14 protein-coding genes are annotated in these 17,786 nt (G+C 68.3%); 9 read left to right on the top strand and 5 right to left on the bottom strand.

All coding sequences use genetic code 11. The features are described from left to right. The first annotated feature begins 311 nt into the window (after positions 1-311). From AKG07_RS16250 to AKG07_RS16265, 4 genes are all read left to right on the top strand, one after another. The gene (locus AKG07_RS16250; RefSeq protein ID WP_053099389.1) at positions 312-620 is read left to right on the top strand and encodes a GNAT family N-acetyltransferase; all 309 of its coding nucleotides are present in this window, start codon (positions 312-314) and stop codon (positions 618-620) included. A 153-nt stretch (positions 621-773) separates the two neighbouring features. Then, entirely contained in the window at positions 774-2,219 is a 1,446-nt protein-coding gene (locus AKG07_RS16255) for an MFS transporter (RefSeq protein ID WP_053098835.1), read from the top strand. 109 nt (positions 2,220-2,328) lie between these two features. Further along, positions 2,329-3,483 carry an exonuclease SbcCD subunit D gene (locus AKG07_RS16260; RefSeq protein ID WP_053098836.1) on the top strand — a complete coding sequence of 385 codons (1,155 nt, stop codon included), beginning with the start codon at positions 2,329-2,331 and terminating at the stop codon, positions 3,481-3,483. A gap of 51 nt (positions 3,484-3,534) precedes the next feature. Next, positions 3,535-6,531 carry an AAA family ATPase gene (locus AKG07_RS16265; RefSeq protein ID WP_053098837.1) on the top strand — a complete coding sequence of 999 codons (2,997 nt, stop codon included), beginning with the start codon at positions 3,535-3,537 and terminating at the stop codon, positions 6,529-6,531. 26 nt (positions 6,532-6,557) lie between these two features. On the opposite strand, the gene AKG07_RS16270 is transcribed toward AKG07_RS16265, so the two are convergent. Then, positions 6,558-7,115 (bottom strand): phosphorylase family protein, encoded by a 558-nt coding sequence (locus AKG07_RS16270; RefSeq protein WP_053098838.1) that lies wholly within the window; start codon positions 7,113-7,115, stop codon positions 6,558-6,560. Positions 7,116-7,227: 112 nt separating this feature from the next. Between AKG07_RS16270 and nadE the strand changes: the two genes are divergently transcribed. The 3 genes from nadE (at position 7,228) to AKG07_RS16285 (ending at position 12,401) form a co-directional block, all read left to right on the top strand. Continuing rightward, complete coding sequence (gene nadE, locus AKG07_RS16275) at positions 7,228-8,046, top strand: ammonia-dependent NAD(+) synthetase (protein ID WP_053098839.1); 819 nt, start codon at positions 7,228-7,230, stop codon at positions 8,044-8,046. Positions 8,047-8,114: 68 nt separating this feature from the next. Then, positions 8,115-11,585 (top strand): TM0106 family RecB-like putative nuclease, encoded by a 3,471-nt coding sequence (locus AKG07_RS16280; RefSeq protein ID WP_082297992.1) that lies wholly within the window; start codon positions 8,115-8,117, stop codon positions 11,583-11,585. 24 nt (positions 11,586-11,609) lie between these two features. Further along, positions 11,610-12,401: a GNAT family N-acetyltransferase gene (locus tag AKG07_RS16285; protein WP_053098840.1), complete on the top strand. Its 792-nt coding sequence runs from the start codon at positions 11,610-11,612 to the stop codon at positions 12,399-12,401. 28 nt (positions 12,402-12,429) lie between these two features. On the opposite strand, the gene AKG07_RS16290 is transcribed toward AKG07_RS16285, so the two are convergent. Continuing rightward, entirely contained in the window at positions 12,430-13,467 is a 1,038-nt protein-coding gene (locus AKG07_RS16290; protein ID WP_150115157.1) for a methionine synthase, read from the bottom strand. 20 nt (positions 13,468-13,487) lie between these two features. Then, complete coding sequence (locus AKG07_RS16295; protein ID WP_053098842.1) at positions 13,488-14,495, bottom strand: putative oxygenase MesX; 1,008 nt, start codon at positions 14,493-14,495, stop codon at positions 13,488-13,490. Between the two features lie 122 nt (positions 14,496-14,617). Between AKG07_RS16295 and AKG07_RS16300 the strand changes: the two genes are divergently transcribed. Beyond that, positions 14,618-15,598, top strand: coding sequence for a LysR family transcriptional regulator (locus AKG07_RS16300; RefSeq protein WP_053098843.1), 981 nt, complete (start codon positions 14,618-14,620; stop codon positions 15,596-15,598). On the opposite strand, the gene upp is transcribed toward AKG07_RS16300, so the two are convergent. After that, positions 15,583-16,215, bottom strand: coding sequence for a uracil phosphoribosyltransferase (gene upp, locus AKG07_RS16305; protein ID WP_042538962.1), 633 nt, complete (start codon positions 16,213-16,215; stop codon positions 15,583-15,585). The genes AKG07_RS16300 and upp overlap by 16 nt on opposite strands. Before the next feature lie 81 nt (positions 16,216-16,296). Between upp and tadA the strand changes: the two genes are divergently transcribed. Continuing rightward, positions 16,297-16,752, top strand: a complete 456-nt coding sequence (gene tadA / locus AKG07_RS16310; protein WP_053098844.1) for a tRNA adenosine(34) deaminase TadA — start codon at positions 16,297-16,299, stop codon at positions 16,750-16,752. A 23-nt stretch (positions 16,753-16,775) separates the two neighbouring features. On the opposite strand, the gene AKG07_RS16315 is transcribed toward tadA, so the two are convergent. Next, on the bottom strand, positions 16,776-17,747 hold the full coding sequence (locus tag AKG07_RS16315) for a cation diffusion facilitator family transporter (RefSeq protein WP_053098845.1): 972 nt from the start codon (positions 17,745-17,747) through the stop codon (positions 16,776-16,778). Positions 17,748-17,786 lie beyond the last annotated feature (39 nt).

Below are 17,786 nucleotides of genomic sequence, written 5' to 3' on the forward strand. Positions count from 1 at the left end.
GACGTGAGCCGGAAGAAGGCTCTGATGCGTTGCATGAATGACCGGGCGAGCCGGGAAGCGAGCACGGGGTGGGTGCTCGGAGACCAGTCCTCGCAGATCGCGAGAAGTCAGGTCAGACGGAGTGGCTGTTCGTTCAGCGACACATTCGGCAACACATGCCAACGCGACCGGGCATCATCATCCCGGCAGTCCTGTTCGCCTCCTGGGCGGACAAAGGGCTTGCGTTGGTAGTCATGGGGGGATTATGTCGGAAGAAGTCCGCGCGTGTCAAAACGGCCGCCGGCCGGGGAGCGAGGCGTAACGTGGAGAAGGTGACCACTTCGACCCTCGCTGCCGGCTTCATCCTCACTGATGAGAAGGACGCCTCGCGGTACACGCTGACGCGCGACGGGCAGCTCGTCAGCGTGCTCGACTATCGCGACGACGGGAACACGATCGCCCTGACGCGAGCCTTCACCATCCCGACTTTCCGCGGCCACGGCTACGCGGGCGTCGTCGTGGAGGGAGCGGTCGCCGAGATCGAGGAGCGCGGAGATCGCAAGGTCGACGCCGTGTGCTGGTATGTCGCCGACTGGTTCCAGGCGCATCCCGAGCACGCGTCTCTGCTGCGCTCGCGCTGACGCATCGACGTGTGACGCTGTGTTACGCGGCGTCATTCCTCCGGTAATATGGATGCTCTGCTCAGCCCCGTCGGCTGAGGTGGTCAGGCGCTGACGCGCGCTGGTCCGAGGCTCGAAACCTCCGGCATCGTCCCCGACACCGGAGGTTCTTCCATGTCATCGTCCCTGCGCGCCCGCCCCCAGACACGGTGGTGGGCGCTCGTCGTCATCTCCCTCACGCAGTTGATCGTCGTCCTCGACGGCACCATCGTCAGCATCGCCCTGCCGCAGGCGCAGGCATCGCTCGGTCTGAGCGACGGCCAGCGTCAGTGGGTGGTCACGGCCTACGCCCTCGCCTTCGGCGCGCTGCTTCTGCTCGGAGGACGCATCGCCGACTACCTCGGTCGCAAGCGCACCTTCATGATCGGGATGGTGGGCTTCGGCGCGGCGTCCCTGTTCGGCGGCCTCGCGCAGTCCGGCTGGGAGCTGATCCTCGCGCGCGGCCTCCAGGGGGTCTTCGCCGCGCTCCTCGCTCCCGCCGCCCTCGCTCTCCTCACCGTGACCTTCCCCTCCGGGAAGGAGCGCAACACGGCGTTCGCCGTCTTCGGGACGGTCGCAGGAACAGGAGCGGCCGTCGGTCTGCTCCTGGGCGGATTCCTCACGGAGTTCACCGATTGGCGCTGGTGCCTGCTCGTCAACCTGTTCTTCGTCGCGATCGGACTGATCGGCGGAGCGCTCTTCCTGACGGAGAGCAAGGCGGACGGCGACAACCGCTACGACGTCTGGGGCGCGATCACCGTGACCCTCGGTCTCGGCTCCCTCGTCTACGGGTTCAGCCTCGCCGAGAACGGCTGGGGCGACCCGCTCACCATCACCTTCCTCGTGCTCGGAGTCGTGCTGCTCGCCGCGTTCGTCTGGGTCGAGAGCCGCGTGGCCCAGCCGCTCCTTCCGCTGCGGGTCGTCGCGGACCGGGTCAGGGGTGGTGCGTTCCTGATCCAGGGCGTGGCCGGAGCGATCATGATCGGCGCGACGCTCTACCTGACCTTCCACCTGCAGTTCGTGCTCGGGATGGGCGCGCTTCAGGCGGGCGCGGCGACCCTGCCGCTGCCGATCGCCACGATGATCATCGCCCCGATCGCGACCAAGCTGCTCGGAGTGATCGGACCGCGGCCGATGATGATCGTCGGACCGCTCATCGCCGCGGCGGGTCTGTTCCTGTTGTCGGGCATCACCCCGGACGGCGCCTACCTGGTGCAGATCGCCCCGGCGCTCGTGCTGCTCGGCGTCGGCATGGGCTTCGTCTTCATCCCGCTGCAGAACCTCGCTCTCACCGGAGTGGCTCCGCACGACGCGGGCATCGCGTCGGCAGTCGCCAACTCGGCCATGCAGATCGGCGGATCGATCGGCCTGTCGGTGTTCACAGCCGTGTACGCCGCGTCGGTCGGAGGGCACGCCCAGGCGGATCTCGACCCCGGGCAGCTGACCGACGCTTACGGCTGGGTCTTCATCGTCGCGTCGATCCTCATGCTCGTCGCCGCCGTGATCGCCGCGGTGATGGTGCGGGGCACGAAGGACGAGCTGATGCCGGCGCAGCCGGGACTGGCCGTCGCTGCGCACTGACGTCGTCGTGGCGTCCTCTCTCGGCCGGATCGCGGAGATCTCGATGCGGGGAACGGGCGCCACGGCACGCCTCGGACCGAATGTCGGTGGGGGTTCGTAGCGTGTGAGTATGCGAATCCTGCACACCTCCGACTGGCACATCGGCCGCACCTTCCATGGCAACTCGACCATGGACGCGCTGGCCGAGGTGCTCGGGGCGCTCACGGCGCAGGTTCGCGACCACGCGGTCGACGTCGTCATCGTCGCCGGCGACGTGTTCGACTCGGCGACCCCCGCCGGCCCCGCGTACACGCTTCTCGGTGACGCTCTCGTGGCGCTGCACGAGACGGGGGCCCGTGTGATCGTCACGAGCGGCAACCACGACTCCGCCGCGCGGCTGGGGTTCCAGGCGCGACTGCTGCGTGACGGCATCCATGTGCTGACCGACCCCCTCGCGATCGGCACTCCGGTGACACTGACAGACGCCGACGGCCCCGTGCACTTCTTCGGCATCCCCTACCTCGAGCCCGCCATCGTCCGACAGCACTGGAACGGGGCCGAACTGCGCACGCAGGCGCAGACGCTGGCGCACGCCATGGACCTCGTACGGGTCGGTATGAATGAACACCCCGGCCGGTCCGTCGCGATCGCCCACTGCTTCTCCGCCGGGGTCGACGCCACGGTGGGCCTCGAGCGCGAGGTCCGGCAGGGCGGTCTCGACGTCGTGCCGCTGACCGTGTTCGACGGTCCCGACTACGTCGCCCTCGGTCACATCCACGGGCGCCAGCAGATCAGCGAGCGCGTGCGCTACTCGGGCGCCCCCCTGCATTACAGCTTCGGCGAGCAGAACAAGCCGCGCGGGTCCTGGCTGGTCGAGCTCGACGCGACCGGACTGGCATCGGTCGAGTGGCTCGAGCTCCCCGTGCCTCGCCGTCTCGTCACGCTCACGGGCACCCTCGAGGAGATCCTGTCGACCGAGAACGTCGCCGCTCACGCGGAGGACTGGGTCTGCGCGGTCTACACCGACGCGCTCGCCCAGACAGAGCCGATGCGCCGACTCCGTGAGCGGTATCCGCACTGCGCGATGGTGCAGCATCAGCCGTCCCAGACCTCGGAGACGATCGAGCGGTCGTACGTCGAGAGATTGCAGGGTGCCGTGACCGATCCTGAACGGATCGAGGCCTTCCTCGAGCACGTCCGCTCAGGACACGGGGCGACCGAGCGCGAGGCCGAGCTGATCCGCGAGGTGCTCGATGACCGCGTTCGTGCAGAAGCCCTCGTCTAGTCCGGTGGCCGCTCGACGCGAAGACTCTCCGACAGCGAAGGAGGCGCTCTGATGCAGCTGCACCTCCTCGAGGTCGAGGGCTTCGGGCCGTTCCGCGATCGTCAGGTCGTCGACTTCGACGCCTTCGCAGACGACGGCATCTTCCTGATCGCCGGTCGCACGGGAGCAGGCAAATCCAGCATCCTCGATGCGGTCTGCTTCGCTCTCTACGGTGGGGTGCCACGGTACGAGGGTGGCGAGAAGCGACTGCGCAGCGACCACTGCGAGCCCGACGACGTCACCGAGGTCGTCGTCGAGTTCAGCACTCCGGCCGGCCGATACCGGGTCACACGTTCGCCCGAGTACGAGCGGCCCAAGAAGCGTGGCGGCGGGATGACGGTGCAGTCGGCAGCCGTGCAGCTCGACACGCTGGTCGGCGGCGAGTGGATCGGACTCGCTGCGAAGGAGCGCGAGGCAGCCTACGAACTCGACGAGATCCTGCAGCTCAGCCGTGAGCAGTTCCTGCAGGTGATCCTGCTCGCGCAGAACCGCTTCTCGGAGTTCCTGCTCGCCGGCAGCCGTGAGCGGCAGGCACTGCTGCGGCGGCTGTTCGGCACCGAGCGGTTCGAGGACGTGCAGACACGTTTCGACGAGCGACGCAAGGCGGCGGAGCGGTCGCTCGGAGCCCGTCTCGCCACCGTGTCAGTCCGCCTCGACGAAGGCGAGCGACTGGTCGACAACGCCGACCTCGGGCATGACACCGACGCGCAGGGAGGCGACACCGCTTCGAGTGAGGCGGAGTCCCTCGTGATGACGACGGACGAGCGTCTCGACCGTCTGCGTCGCGCTCAGGCTCGAGCGGACTACCGCGCCGAGCGTCGCGCGGCGGAGCGTGTCGACGCCGAGAAGGAGTCGGATGCCGCGGATGCGGCGCTCGCGACGCTGCGAGACGAGCAGAGGGCGCAGATCGAGCGCGATCGTGCCAGGGCAGCGCTCGATCGTCTCGAGGCCGAGGAGCCTCGGATCGCGGACGCGCGCACGGAACTGCACGAGGCTCGGACTGCGGAGCTTCTTCGGGGCCCGATCACGGCCGCGGCGACGGCGTCTTCTGCGCTCGATGCTTCGGTCGAAGCCGAGAAGCGCGCACGCGCCGTGTGGGCGGCTCACGACATCGTCACGGACGATCTCGCGGAATGGGCGGCTGAACGCACCAGGCAGACGGGCACGTGGCAGCGGGCGGCGGAACTGGAGGGTTCCGCGTCCGCTCTCGACGCCGAACTCACCGCGGCCGCGGATGCCGTGGCGGCGGCGACCGCGCGGATCGAGGCCGCGGAGGCCGATCGCCTCGCTCTTCCGGGACAGCTCGAACAGCTCACTCTGGACCGCGACGCCGCGAGGCAGCGTGCCGATCGCGTCGCGGACCTCGCTGCATTGCGAGATGGTGCCGCCGTGCGGCATGCGGCGGCGCTCGAGGCGGAACGCCTCCGCGTCGCGCACGGCGGCGCGGAGCGAGAGCTCGCTGAGGCCAGCGCCGCGCTCGCCGCGGCCCAGACGGCGCTGGCTCAGCTCAGACAGCGGCGCCTCGACGGCATCGCGGGAGAGCTGGCGGCTTCCCTGCAGGACGACGAGGCGTGTCCGGTATGCGGATCCCCCGAGCATCCCGCTCCCGCCGTGCACACGGATCCGGTGTCCGCCGACGACGTCGACGAAGCCGAGACCGAGCGCGACATCATCGCCCGGCGGGAGCGGGACGCCGCCGAGCACGTGTCGTCGCTGCGTGCGGATCTCGCCGCCGCAGTCACCCGGGCCGACGGCCGAGCAGCCGATGAGGCTGCCACAGAGTTGCACGACGCGACCGCCGCACACGCGGAGAGCGTCGAGGCCTCGCGCGAGCGGACGATGCTCGAACAGCGGCGCGACGCCCTGATCGAACGCATCCGGCGGCTCGAGATCGATCGCGAACGTGACACCGCCGCGCTGGCCGCAGCCCGCGAGGAGCACTCGCTCGTGGCTCAGCGCATGGCCGAGGCGCGTCAGGCGATCGCCGACGCGAAAGGACCGTTCGACTCCGTGGCAGCGCGGCTCGCTGCGACGCTCGATGAAGTTCAGGCTGCTCTCGCGCTGGTCGAGGCGTCGGCCGAACGTGAGCGCAGAGCAGAGGCGGCGACCGCGGCGATGCTCGAGCGGGACGCCGCACTCGCCGCCTCCGAGTTTCCCGACGTGGCCGCTGTCGAGCGGGCGCTGCGCTCCGCCGCTTCCCAGGCGGCGCTCGAGAGCCGGATCACGCAGCATGCCGTGCTCAGAGAGAAGGAGCGCGCGATCCTCCTCGACCTCGAACTGCGCACGCTGCCCGAGGAGCCGATCGACCTCGATCCCGCCGAGCTGAGGTCCCTCGCCGCTCGGCAGCGCTGGTCGGCAGCGGTCGACGAAGCCGGGCGAGCTGCCGCCGTGGCGGAGCAGCTCGCAGCACTCATCGAGGCCGCCGCCGCCGAGCACGCGCGCACCGCGGAGGACGCCGCCGAGTACGAAGTCCTGCAGAACCTGGCCGACACCATCGCCGGGCGCGGTGCGAACACGCGCAAGATGACCCTCGAGACGTTCGTGCTGGCCGCGGAGCTCGAGGAGATCGTCCAGGCGGCCAATCGACGCCTCGGTGACATGTCGACCGGGCGCTACCAACTGCGTCACTCCGACGCGCTCGCCGCGCGCGGCGCGGCATCCGGGCTCGGGATCGTCGTGTTCGACGCATTCACCGGCCAGACAAGGCCAGCGCAGTCCCTGTCAGGAGGCGAGACGTTCCTGAGCTCGCTCGCCCTCGCTCTCGGACTCGCCGAGGTGGTCACGGCGCGAGCCGGCGGCATCCGTCTCGACACCCTCTTCATCGACGAGGGGTTCGGATCCCTCGACGGCGACACGCTCGACGTCGCTATGCGCACCCTCGACGAGCTCCGACAGGGCGGTCGCACCGTCGGGGTGATCAGCCATGTCGAGGCGATGCAGGAGCAGATCCCCGCGCAGCTCTCCGTACGCGCGACGCCGAACGGGCCGAGCGTCATCGAGACGCGCTGAGACCCCGCACCGACGCGGTGCCCGTCTCAGACGCCGTACTCCCGACGGATCACGTCGCGCAGCTGCACGCTGCAGCGGGCGATCGCCTCGCGGAAGTCGACGAGCGCACCGTCCTCGGCTCGATCGGAGATCGCTCGGAAAGCACGGATCGGCACCCCGAACTTTTCGGCGACCCAGATGTACGCATAGGTCTCCATGTCGACCAGTCCCGCACCGGACGGCCGGATGACGGCCGTGATCCCCGCATCGCCGACGAAGCTGTCTCCGGTCGCGATCAGCACACCCTCGCGGCCCGTCGACACGCGCGCCGGCAGGGAGACGTGCTGCCCTGCGACACCGTCGAGGTCGAACACGTCATGCTGCAGCGCGCTGCCGATCTCGTGGACCGTCGCCTCGAGTTCAGGGTCGATCCCACCGGCGGTGCCGACGACCACGACCTCGGAGTACTCCTTGGCGTCGAGCGCACGGGTCAGGGCGTAGACGGCCTGCATCTTGCCCTCGCCGGTCACGAGCTGGTCGAATCCCTCGAGCTCCTCCGGGAACGCTGCGAGTTCGGAGGCCATGGCTGCGACGAGAAGTTTCACTCCGCCATCCTCTCAGGTGCATCGGCCGCCGCGGAGTCACGCGCGTGCGATCCACGTCATCTCGATGTAACACTGGAGGAGGATACTGACGTCGGGTAGACCGGAGGAACACATGACCCTGCAGCAGCAGATTTCTGAAGCGCTCGGCGTGAGGGCTGAGATCGACCCCGAGATCGAGGTGGAGCGCCGCGTGCAGTTCCTCGTCGACTACCTGCGCACCACCGGCGCGAAAGGTTTCGTGCTCGGCATCTCGGGCGGTCAGGACTCGACACTCGCCGGTCGTCTGGCGCAGCTCGCCGTCGAGCGGGTGCGAGCAGAGGGCGGGGAGGCGAAGTTCCTCGCCGTCCGGCTGCCGTACCGCATCCAGAAGGACGCGGCGGATGCCCAGGCAGCACTCGAGTTCATCGAGCCGGATGCGTCGGTCGAGGTGAACATCCAGAACGGCGTCGACGGCGTCGAGGAGGACATCGAGTTCGCCGTCACGAGCGACATCAGCGACTTCAATCGCGGCAACATCAAGGCGCGAGTGCGCATGGTGACGCAGTACGCGCTGGCCGGCCACGACGGTCTGCTCGTGATCGGCACCGACCACGCGGCTGAGGCCGTGACGGGCTTCTACACGAAGTTCGGCGACGGGGCCGCCGACATCCTCCCGCTCTCCGGGCTCACCAAGAGGCAGGGGCGTTCGCTTCTCCTGCTCCTCGACGCTCCCGACCAGCTCGCCTACAAGGTGCCCACCGCCGATCTGCTCGACGGTCAGCCCGGTCGCGCCGATGAGGACGAGCTCGGACTCACCTACGAGCAGATCGACGACTTCCTCGAAGGGCGCCAGGTCGACCCGGAGGTCGCCGGGCGCATCGAGTCGCGCTATCTCGCCACCCAGCACAAGCGCAACCTGCCGGTCACGCCCGACGACTCCTGGTGGCGCTGAGCGGCCCATCGTGATCCCGTGTCGGATGCCGCGGCTAGTGTCGAAGTGTCCGACAGAACGGGAGCATCGTGCGGATCGACACTCAGGCGCAGCGCGTCATCTGGAGCGCGAGCGACCTCAAGGCGGCCGCCGAATGCGAGTTCGCGTGGTGCCGTGCGATCGACGCCAAGCTGGGGCGGGTCCCCGCGGTCGACGAGCCCGAAGACGCGACGCTGGCGCGGGCGGCGCTGCTCGGAGACGTGCATGAGCGGAACGTCTTGGCGCGCTATCTCGATGATCTCGGCGCCGATCGGGTGCATCTCGTCGAGAAGGTGTCGTCCGTCGACGCAGTTGCCCTGGCGGCGGCGGTCGAAGAGACGGTTCAGGCACTCGGCTCCGACGCTGTCGTCGTCTTCCAGGCGGCTTTCGCTACACCCGAGTTCGTGGGATTCGCAGATTTCCTGAAGCGCGACGACGACGGTCGCTGGCGGGTGCAGGATTCGAAGCTCGCCCGAAAAGCGCGGGTCACGGCCCTCATGCAGCTCGCGGCATATGTCGATCAGCTCGATCGGCTCGGCATCCCACGATCCGACGAGGTCGACCTCATCCTCGGCGACGGCTCAGTGAGCACCCACTCCGTCGACGACCTCCTCCCGTTGTTCCAGGTGCGACGGGCGCGTCTGCGCGCGCTCATCGCAGATCGTCGCATCGACGACGGTTCCGCCGGGGCCGCGCTGGCGTGGGGCGACGACCGCGGCGATCTCGAGGTCGTGGCGTGCGGGCGCTGCGCCACCTGCGAGGAACAGGTGATCGCGCACCGAGATCTCCTCATGGTCGCCCGCATGCGGCCCGTGCAGCGTGCGCGACTGAGAGCCGCCGGCATCGAGACCATCGACGCCTTGGCAGAGGCGCCCACGCCCCCTGACGGCATGAACACCGACACGTTCGAGACTCTGAGGGCACAGGCCCGACTGCAGATCCAGGCGGATGCCGACGGTGCGCCGACCTATGACGTGCACTACGCGGCCGCGATCCATACGCTCCCGGTGCCGAGCCACGGAGACATCTTCTTCGACTTCGAGGGTGACCCTCTCTACACCGAGCCGGCGCCGGACGGTCAGGCTCACTGGGGGATCGACTACCTCTTCGGATGGGTCGACAACTCCGATCAGTACACCGCGCTCTGGGCACACGATTTCGCGGCGGAACGCGAGGCGTTCGAGAGGTTCCTCGATTTCGTGAAGCTGCGGCGTGCGGCTCATCCGGGCATGCACATCTATCACTACGCCCCGTATGAGACCTCGCACCTCGTGGCCATGGCGGCGCGGCACGGCGTCCGTGAGGGCGAGATCGATCGACTGCTGCGTGAAGGAGTGTTCGTCGACCTGTATCCGCTCGTGCTGCGGACCGTGCGGGTCGGCACGAGGTCGTACTCCATCAAGAAGCTCGAGCCTCTCTACATGGGCGCGGATGTGCGCACGAGCGACGTCCAGAAGGGCGATGACTCGATCGTGCAGTACGTCGCGGCTCGAGAGCTCGCGGCGGCGGGGGAGCAGGAAGAAGCGGATGCCGTGTTCGCCGACCTCGCCGACTACAACCGCTACGACTGCGTCTCCACCCGGCGCCTCCGCAACTGGCTGATCGACATCGCGAGGGCTGAGGGCGTGACTCCGGCGCCGCCGGATGAAGCGGACGAGGTGATCTACGAGCCGTCACCGCGCTCGGTGTCACTGCTCGCCGATGCGGAGCGCGCGGTCGACGCAGGCGACGACGGTCAGGTGCATCGCATCGCGGCCGCGGCGATCGACTACTTCCCGCGCGAGGCGAAGAGCTTCTGGGTCTCGCACTTCCAGCGACTGCGCGAACCCGTCACGATGTGGGACGGCACGCGTGACGTCGTGCGCATCGACCGCGCCTCATCGCGCGTGCAGAGGGATTGGAGCATCGGCGAGGGCCGACGGGTGATGTCGCGCGACATCGAGATCCGCGGCGAGGTGTCGCCGGGCACCACTCTGGGCGCCGGGGCGCAGCCGTTCGCCCTGTATCCGGTGCCGGCTCCCTTCGACACCGAGGCACCGTCACGAGCGGTGCATGTCCCTCACACCGTCACGGTCGCCGAGTTGCTCGACGACGGCTACCTGATCACCGAGACGGCGATTCAGGGGCAGACCTGGGACGAGCTTCCCCTCGCTCTCACTCCGGCTGCGCCGCCACGCGTCGTCTCGCTGCAGGGCGCGATCGATGAGTGGGCGGACTCCGTCCACGCGGCCGCACCCGGGTTCCCGCGTGACGCGGCCACCGACGTGCTTCGTCGCATCCCTCCGCGCACGCTGTCCGGTCGTCCGCTGCCCGAGCAGGGCGACGACGTGATCGACGCCATCGTCCGAGGCGTGCTCGATCTCGACCGCAGCTACCTCGCTGTGCAGGGCCCCCCGGGGACCGGCAAGACCTACACGGGCTCGCAGGTGATCGCCCGGCTGGTGAAGGAGCACGGCTTCCGGATCGGTGTCGTGGCGCAGTCCCACGCGATCATCGAGAACCTCCTCGAACGAGTCGTCGCCGGCGGCGTGCCGGCGAGTCAGGTCGGCAAGGCTCCGAAAGACCCCTCCGTCGAGCCGGGCTACACCGTCATCCCCAAGAACGGCATGGCGTCATTCCTCGCCGAGCACGCCGAGCACGGTGCGGTCGTCGGCGGCACAGCGTGGGACTTCAGCAACACCGCCCGCGTCGAGCGCGGAGGGCTCGATCTCCTCGTGGTCGACGAAGCAGGGCAGTTCTCGCTCGCGTCGACGATCGCCGTCGCGGCCGGAGCGAAGAACCTGCTGCTCCTCGGAGACCCGCAGCAGCTTCCTCAGGTCAGTCAGGGCGCGCACCCCGAGCCGGTCGACACTTCGGCGCTCGGCTGGGTCATGGACGGCGACGCGGTCATCAAGCCCGATCACGGCTACTTCCTCGCGAGATCGTGGCGCATGCATCCGTTCGTCGCGGCCCCGGTGTCCAGGCTCGCGTACGCGGGCCAGCTCGCCTCGGCACCCGGAACCGAGAGGCGGTCGATCGACGGCGTCGACGCGGGGCTCCACGTCGTCCCGCTGCGGCATCGAGGCAACGCCACAGAGTCGCCGGAAGAGGCGGCCGAAGTGGTGGCGCTGGTACGCGGTCTCGTCGGACGCACGTTCACCGACAATGACGCAGAGTCCACGGCGCGCCCCCTGGCGCAGAACGACATCATCGTCGTCGCGCCCTACAACGCCCAGCGTCAGACCGTGCACGATGCGCTCGCCGCGGCGGGCTTCCACGACGTCCCGGTCGGCACGGTCGACAACTTCCAGGGCAAGGAGGCGGTGGTCTCGATCACCTCGCTCGCGGCGTCCAGCGGACGCGATGCTCCGCGAGGCCCGGAGTTCCTCCTGCTGCAGAATCGGTTGAATGTGGCGATCTCGAGGGCGCAGGTCGCGGCGTACCTCATCCACTCACCGGCCCTGCTCGACGATCTTCCGCGCACTCCCGAGGGGGTCGCTCGGATGAGCGCCTTCGCGCGTCTGGTCGGAGCGGCGAGCTGAGGTCGCCGTCGGCAGAGGAGAGCGATGACTCACACGATCGATGATGTCCTGCGAGCCTCGGCGGCGTGGGTGTGGTTCCCCCGCGGCAGCGAGCAGCAGCGGAGCCATCTGCAGCTGGTGCGGTATCCGACGCGATTCGGTGGCGGAGTGCGCGGCTCTCAGGTCGACTCGGATGCGGATGCCGCGACCGTCGTAGAACACGCCATCGACCGCACGAGGGCGTGGGACGAGAGCGAGCTGCGGTTCTGGACCAACGCGTCCGACCGCCCCGATCTCGAAGCCGAGCTCCGCAGGCGCGGAGCCGAGCACATCGACACCGTAGCCGTCTTCGCGAGCCGGATCGACAGCGCCACGATCGACAGCGCTGCGAGCGATGTCCCGCCTGAAGCCAGGGCGGAGGTCGTGCGGAAGCTCGAGCAGATTCGCGAAGTCGACGCGATCAATGTGCCGGTCTGGAAGCAGCAGCCGCTCGATGACGAAGGCCTGCGCATCGAACTCGACGAGATCACATCGGCGTACGACGCAGGCACGCAGGTGCGTGTTCTCGCCCGGCTCGGCGCGGACGGCGAGGCGGTCAGCACGGGCGGCTGCACGATCGTCGACGGCTTCGCACGCCTCTGGGGAGCGGCGACGATCGAGCAGGCACGGGGACGAGGAGCCTACCGTGCCGTCCTCGTGGAGCGGCTTCGCCAGAGCGCGGCACGGGGAGCGACCACGGCGCTGGTGAAGGGGCGCACCGCCACCTCCGCGCCGATCCTCGCGCGAGCGGGTTTCACGAAGTACGGCGAGGAGCGCTGCTACCTCCTGAGGGCGTGAGTCACACGACGCGGCTGCTCGAGCGCGGTCAGGCGCCGGTGCCGCCGAGTTCGTCGCGCACGATTCGCGCTCCCGCTGACAGGGCGCTCATCTTGTCGAGAGCGACGCGCCTCGGTAGGGGCGCCATCCCGCAGTTCGAGCTGGGGATGAGCAAATCCGCATCGACGAACTCGAGCGCGCGCCGCAGGGTGTCGGCGACTTCTTCCGGAGTCTCGATCTGCTCGCTCGCGACGTCGATCGCGCCGAGCATCACCTTCTTGCCGCGGATCAGCTCGATGAGGTCGAGCGGCACGTGGGAGTGGTGGCTCTCCAGCGAGACGATGTCGATGGTGGATCGCTGCAGAAGGGGGAACGACTCCTCGTACTGCCTCCACTCGGCTCCGAGGGTCGCCTTCCAATCGTTGTTGGCCTTGATCCCGTAGCCGTAGCAGATGTGGACCGCGGTCTCCGCACGCAGTCCTTCTGCTGCCCGCTCCAGAGCAGCGACGCCCCAGTCCTTCATCTCGTCGAAGAACACGTTGAACGCGGGCTCGTCGAACTGGATGATGTCGACTCCGGCTGCCTCGAGCTCTTTCGCCTCCTGATTGAGGATCGTCGCGAACTCCCATGCCAGCTTCTCGCGGCTGCGATAGTGGCGGTCCGACAGCGTGTCGATCATCGTCATCGGGCCAGGCAGCGCCCACTTGATCGGCTGGTCGGTCTGCTGGCGCAGAAAGGCCGCGTCGTCCACGAACACGGGCGCGCGGCGGCTCACTGCGCCGACGACGGTCGGCACGCTCGCGTCATAGCGATCGCGGATGCGGACCGTCTCCCGATTCTCGAAGTCGACTCCGTCGAGATGCTCGATGAAGGTGGTGACGAAGTGCTGACGGGTCTGCTCCCCGTCGCTGATGATGTCGATCCCGCGTCGACGCTGCTCGTGCACTGCGGCGCGCAGGGCGTCATGCTTGCCCTCCACGAGCGCATCGCCCTGCAGCTCCCACGGCGACCAGAGGACTTCGGGCCGGGCCAGCCACGCCGGCTTGGGCAGACTTCCGACGATCGAGGAGGGGAGGAGTTCTCGCACGGTCGACGATCCGCGGCCGGTCATCGGACCGCAACGGGGGAGGCGGACGCGGGGGAGGACGGAGCGGGATATTCGGCAGCCCACCGGTCCAGCACCGTCCGGTGCGGCGTGACGAAGTGCTCATCGGCGTAGCGTCCCTGCACGACGGCGAGCTGGCTGCGCTCCTCGCGGTCGTACGTGATCTCCGTCTGCTGATAGTCGTCGTGGGCGAGGCTCGGACGGTAGACGCTCTCGGCGGACGCATTCGCGTTGTAGATCTCAGGCCGGTAGATCTTCTGGAAGGTCTCCATGGTGCTGATCGTGCCGATGAGCTGCAGATCGGAGTAGTCGCTCAGGAGGTCGCCGCGGAAGTAGAAGGCGAGGGGGGCGACGCTGCCGCGTGGCATGAAGTAGCGGACCTGCAGCCCCATCTTCCCGAAGTACTCGTCGGTGAGCGAGAAGGAGTCCTGCACGTACTCGGCGCCGAGCACGGGGTGGTGGTTGCCGTTGCGGTGATAGGTCCTGCTGGTCGAGACGCTGATGCAGATCACCGGCAGGGTCGAGAAGCGCTCCTGGTACGCCTCGGACTCGAGGAAATGCTGGAAGAGCTTGCCGTGCAGCACGCCGAAGTCGTCGGGAGTGGAGAATCCGCCGGCGGCCGCGCTCGCCGCAGGCAGGACGACGCTGAAGTCGTAGTCGCGGAGGTAGGAGGAGAAGTTGTTTCCCACGATCCCATGGTGGCGTTCGCCGGTCAGCCGGTCGACGATGTGGACGTCGAGCACCTCGAGCACCGGGAACTCCTCATCGTTGCCATCGGCGAATCGCAACTGCACCGAGACGATGTCGAGCTCGACCGTGTAGCGCTCGTCGCCGCCCGCGAGGTCGTTGAAGCGACGGTCGATCATCTCCAGGGCGTTGCGGAGGTTCTGCTGGCGGCGCTCGCCGCGCGCGAGGTTGGCGAAGTTCGTGGTGATGCGCGAGCTGTCGGACGGGGCATAGTCCTCGTCGAAGCGAGTGGTCGTGATGCTGAACGTGATCTCGTTCGCCATGAGGGGCCAATCCGGGAGAGGGGAGGCCCATCGGGCCTCGCGAAAGCGGTGATCTCATAGTGCAGCGATGCCAGAGCTATCGGGTAATTCGGCTCCGCTATGCGGTGATATAGCCTTCTCCTATGCCTAGGCGATCGAGCGGGATCACACTGCAACAGCTCCAGTACTTCATCGAGGTCGCTGCGGAGGGGTCCATCACCGCGGCGGCCGACGTGCTCTATGTCGCGCAACCCACGATGTCCGCGGCGATGAAAGACCTCGAGAGCCGAGTCGGACGCGATCTGCTGACCCGCTCGGCGCGAGGGGTGACGCTCACGAGCGACGGCACGGAGTTCCTCGGGTATGCCAGACAGATCGTCGAGCAGGCCGAGCTTCTCGAGCAGCGCTACCTCGGGCGGCCACCGTCGCGCCGCCTCCTCGGGGTCTCCACCCAGCACTACTCCTTCGCCGTCGACGCATTCGTGCGGATGGTCAAGCGCTCGAGCGCCGCCGAATACAAGTTCTCGCTCCGCGAGACCCGCACGTGGGACATCATCGAGGATGTGCGGACGCTCCGCAGCGAACTCGGCATCCTCTTCCGCAACGACTTCAACCGCAACGTGATCGACAAGCTCCTGCGGGACTCGGGTCTCGCATTCCATCCGCTCTTCATCGCCGAGCCGCACATCTTCGTCTCACGCCGGAACGCACTCGCGTCGCGAGACGGTGCGACCCTCGAGGATCTCGTCGGCCTTCCGCGTCTCACCTTCGACCAGGGCGCGAACAACTCGTTCTACTTCGCGGAGGAGATCCTCTCGACCCTCTCGAGTGCGCGGGAGATCAGGGTCTCCGATCGAGCGACGATCTTCAACCTGATGATCGGTCTCGACGGATACACGATCTCGACCGGCATCATCAGCGACGATCTCGATCCCGAGATCGTCGCCGTGCCCCTCGACGTCGACGAGCGCATCGAGATCGGCTGGATCGGACGCACGGCCATACCGCTCACCGAACAGGCTCAGCAGTACCTCGGCGAGGTGCGAGACGTGGTGGCGAGCTTCGGCGTGCCCCTTCTCGAGGACGAACCGCGCGAGCCGGAGATCCGTCAGACGGTGCCGTAGAGCCGATCGCCGGCGTCGCCGAGTCCGGGCACGATGTAGCCCTTCTCATTGAGGCGCTCATCCAGGGCCCCGAGCACGATCGTCACGTCGCGGTCTCCGACGAGCGCCTCGATGGCGGCGAGGCCTTCGGGAGTGCCGAGCAGGCAGATCGCCGTGACGTCCTTGGCCCCGCGGTCGAAGAGGAACTGGATGGCGGCAGCCAGCGAGCCGCCGGTCGCGAGCATCGGATCGATCGCGAAGCACTGACGATCGCTCAGGTCGTCGGGAAGGCGCTCGGCGTAGGTGGTCGGCTCGAAGGTCTCCTCGTCGCGGACCATTCCCAGGAACCCGACCTCTGCCGTCGGCAGCAGCTTCACCAGGCCCTCGAGCATGCCGAGGCCGGCGCGCAGGATCGGCACGACGATCGGACGGGGCTCCGAGATCTTCACGCCCATCGTCGTCGTCACGGGAGTGGTGATCTCGACCGGACTGACCTTCACGTTGCGGGTCGCCTCATACGCGAGAAGCGTCACGAGCTCTTCGGTCAGCTGCCGGAAGACGGGCGACGGGGTGCGATGGTCGCGCAGCACCGAGAGCTTGTGAGTGACGAGAGGGTGGTCGGCGACGTGGACACGCATGGATACAGGCTAATGCGCCGGGGGCTCCGGTACGACATCGGATGCCGTCGGCTGCCCGAGCGGCTGTCGTAGGCTCGACGCATGACCGCCTCCGACGCCCGTGCGATGCGACGCGCGCTCGAGCTCGCGGCCGAGGCGTCGGCGGCCTCGGAGATCCCGGTCGGCGCGGTGGTGCTCGACGCAGCGGGCCGGATCATCGCCGAAGGACGCAATCATCGTGAGGCGACCCACGACCCCACGGGGCACGCCGAGATCGCGGCGCTGCGGTCGGCCGCGGCGTCCGTCGGCTCGTGGAATCTCGACGGCCACACCCTCGTCGTGACCCTCGAGCCCTGCATCATGTGCGCGGGGGCGATCCTGCAGGCGCGGATCGGCCGCGTCGTCTTCGGCGCGTGGGACGACAAGGCGGGGGCCGCCGGCTCCATGTACGACGTGCTGCGCGACCGTCGGCTGCCGTACCGCGCCGAGGTCGTCGGCGGGGTCGAAGCGGATGCCGCCACGGCCCTGCTGCGGAGCTTCTTCGAGCAGCGGCGCTGACGGCCACCGCACCCCGCGCGCGATCAGTCGGAGGACTTGAGCACGAAGACGTCGGTCGACGGCTCGGGGTCGAGCGACGGCCGGTACACGTCGGGCTCGATGTAGATCACGCGTGCGATCGGAAGAGCCTCGCGGATGCGGGCCTCGATCGCATCGATGTCGACAGCTGCCTCGCGCAGCGGCTTGTTGACGTTGAGTGCGATCTTCGCCGCGACCATGAGCTCGTCCGGGCCCAGGTAGAGGGTCTTCATGTGGATGATCTTCTCGATCTCGTCGCCCGCGTTGATCGCGTCGACGATGCGATCGTGATCGGCCTGCGTGGCGCCCTCGCCCACGAGGAGGCTCTTCGTCTCGACGCCGAGCACGATCGCGATGAGCACGAGCAGGATGCCGATCATCAATGTGCCGAGTGCGTCGAACAGCGGGTTTCCGGTGATCACGGTGAGCCCGACGCCGAGCAGTGCGAACGTGAGACCGGTGAGTGCCCCGACGTCCTCGAGGAGCACGACGGGGAGCTCCGGCGCCTTCGCGCGGCGCACGAACGACACCCAGGACTGGCCCGTGTCACGGACGAGATTGCTCTCTCTGACGGCGGTGCGCAGCGAGAACGACTCGAGGCCGATCGCGACCACCAGCACGACGATCGGCAGCCACCACCACGTCTTGTCGAGTTCATGCGGGTGCGTGAGCTTGTCGATCGCCTCGTAGATCGCGAACAGACCTCCGACGGAGAACAGGATGATCGACACCACGAACGCGTAGACGTACCGTTCCCGCCCGTAGCCGAAGGGGTGCGCCCTGTCCGCCTCGCGCTTCGCCTTGCGTCCGCCCAGCATGAGCAGCAGCTGGTTGCCGGAGTCGGCGACCGAGTGGATCGCCTCGGCGAGCATGGATGCGGATCCCGACAGCGCCCACGCGAGGAACTTCGCCAGGGCTATGCCCAGGTTCGCCAGGAACGCCGCGAGAATGGCCTTGCCGCCGCCGGATGCACTCATGCGTCGAGTCTAGATCGGCACGTCCGTGGTCGCCTGGTG

Source organism: Microbacterium sp. CGR1, from assembly GCF_001266755.1.
Classification (GTDB): domain Bacteria; phylum Actinomycetota; class Actinomycetes; order Actinomycetales; family Microbacteriaceae; genus Microbacterium.

Bases quoted from the DNA above. Each gene is read 5' to 3' on its own strand.
- AKG07_RS16265 (WP_053098837.1), top strand. From the start codon at position 3,535: ATGCAGCTGCACCTCCTCGAGGTCGAGGGCTTCGGGCCGTTCCGCGAT.
- AKG07_RS16315 (WP_053098845.1), bottom strand. From the start codon at position 17,747: ATGAGTGCATCCGGCGGCGGCAAGGCCATTCTCGCGGCGTTCCTGGCG.
- upp (WP_042538962.1), bottom strand. From the start codon at position 16,215: ATGCGTGTCCACGTCGCCGACCACCCTCTCGTCACTCACAAGCTCTCG.
- AKG07_RS16285 (WP_053098840.1), top strand. From the start codon at position 11,610: ATGACTCACACGATCGATGATGTCCTGCGAGCCTCGGCGGCGTGGGTG.
- AKG07_RS16255 (WP_053098835.1), top strand. From the start codon at position 774: ATGTCATCGTCCCTGCGCGCCCGCCCCCAGACACGGTGGTGGGCGCTC.
- AKG07_RS16295 (WP_053098842.1), bottom strand. From the start codon at position 14,495: ATGGCGAACGAGATCACGTTCAGCATCACGACCACTCGCTTCGACGAG.
- AKG07_RS16260 (WP_053098836.1), top strand. From the start codon at position 2,329: ATGCGAATCCTGCACACCTCCGACTGGCACATCGGCCGCACCTTCCAT.
- tadA (WP_053098844.1), top strand. From the start codon at position 16,297: ATGACCGCCTCCGACGCCCGTGCGATGCGACGCGCGCTCGAGCTCGCG.
- nadE (WP_053098839.1), top strand. From the start codon at position 7,228: ATGACCCTGCAGCAGCAGATTTCTGAAGCGCTCGGCGTGAGGGCTGAG.
- AKG07_RS16300 (WP_053098843.1), top strand. From the start codon at position 14,618: ATGCCTAGGCGATCGAGCGGGATCACACTGCAACAGCTCCAGTACTTC.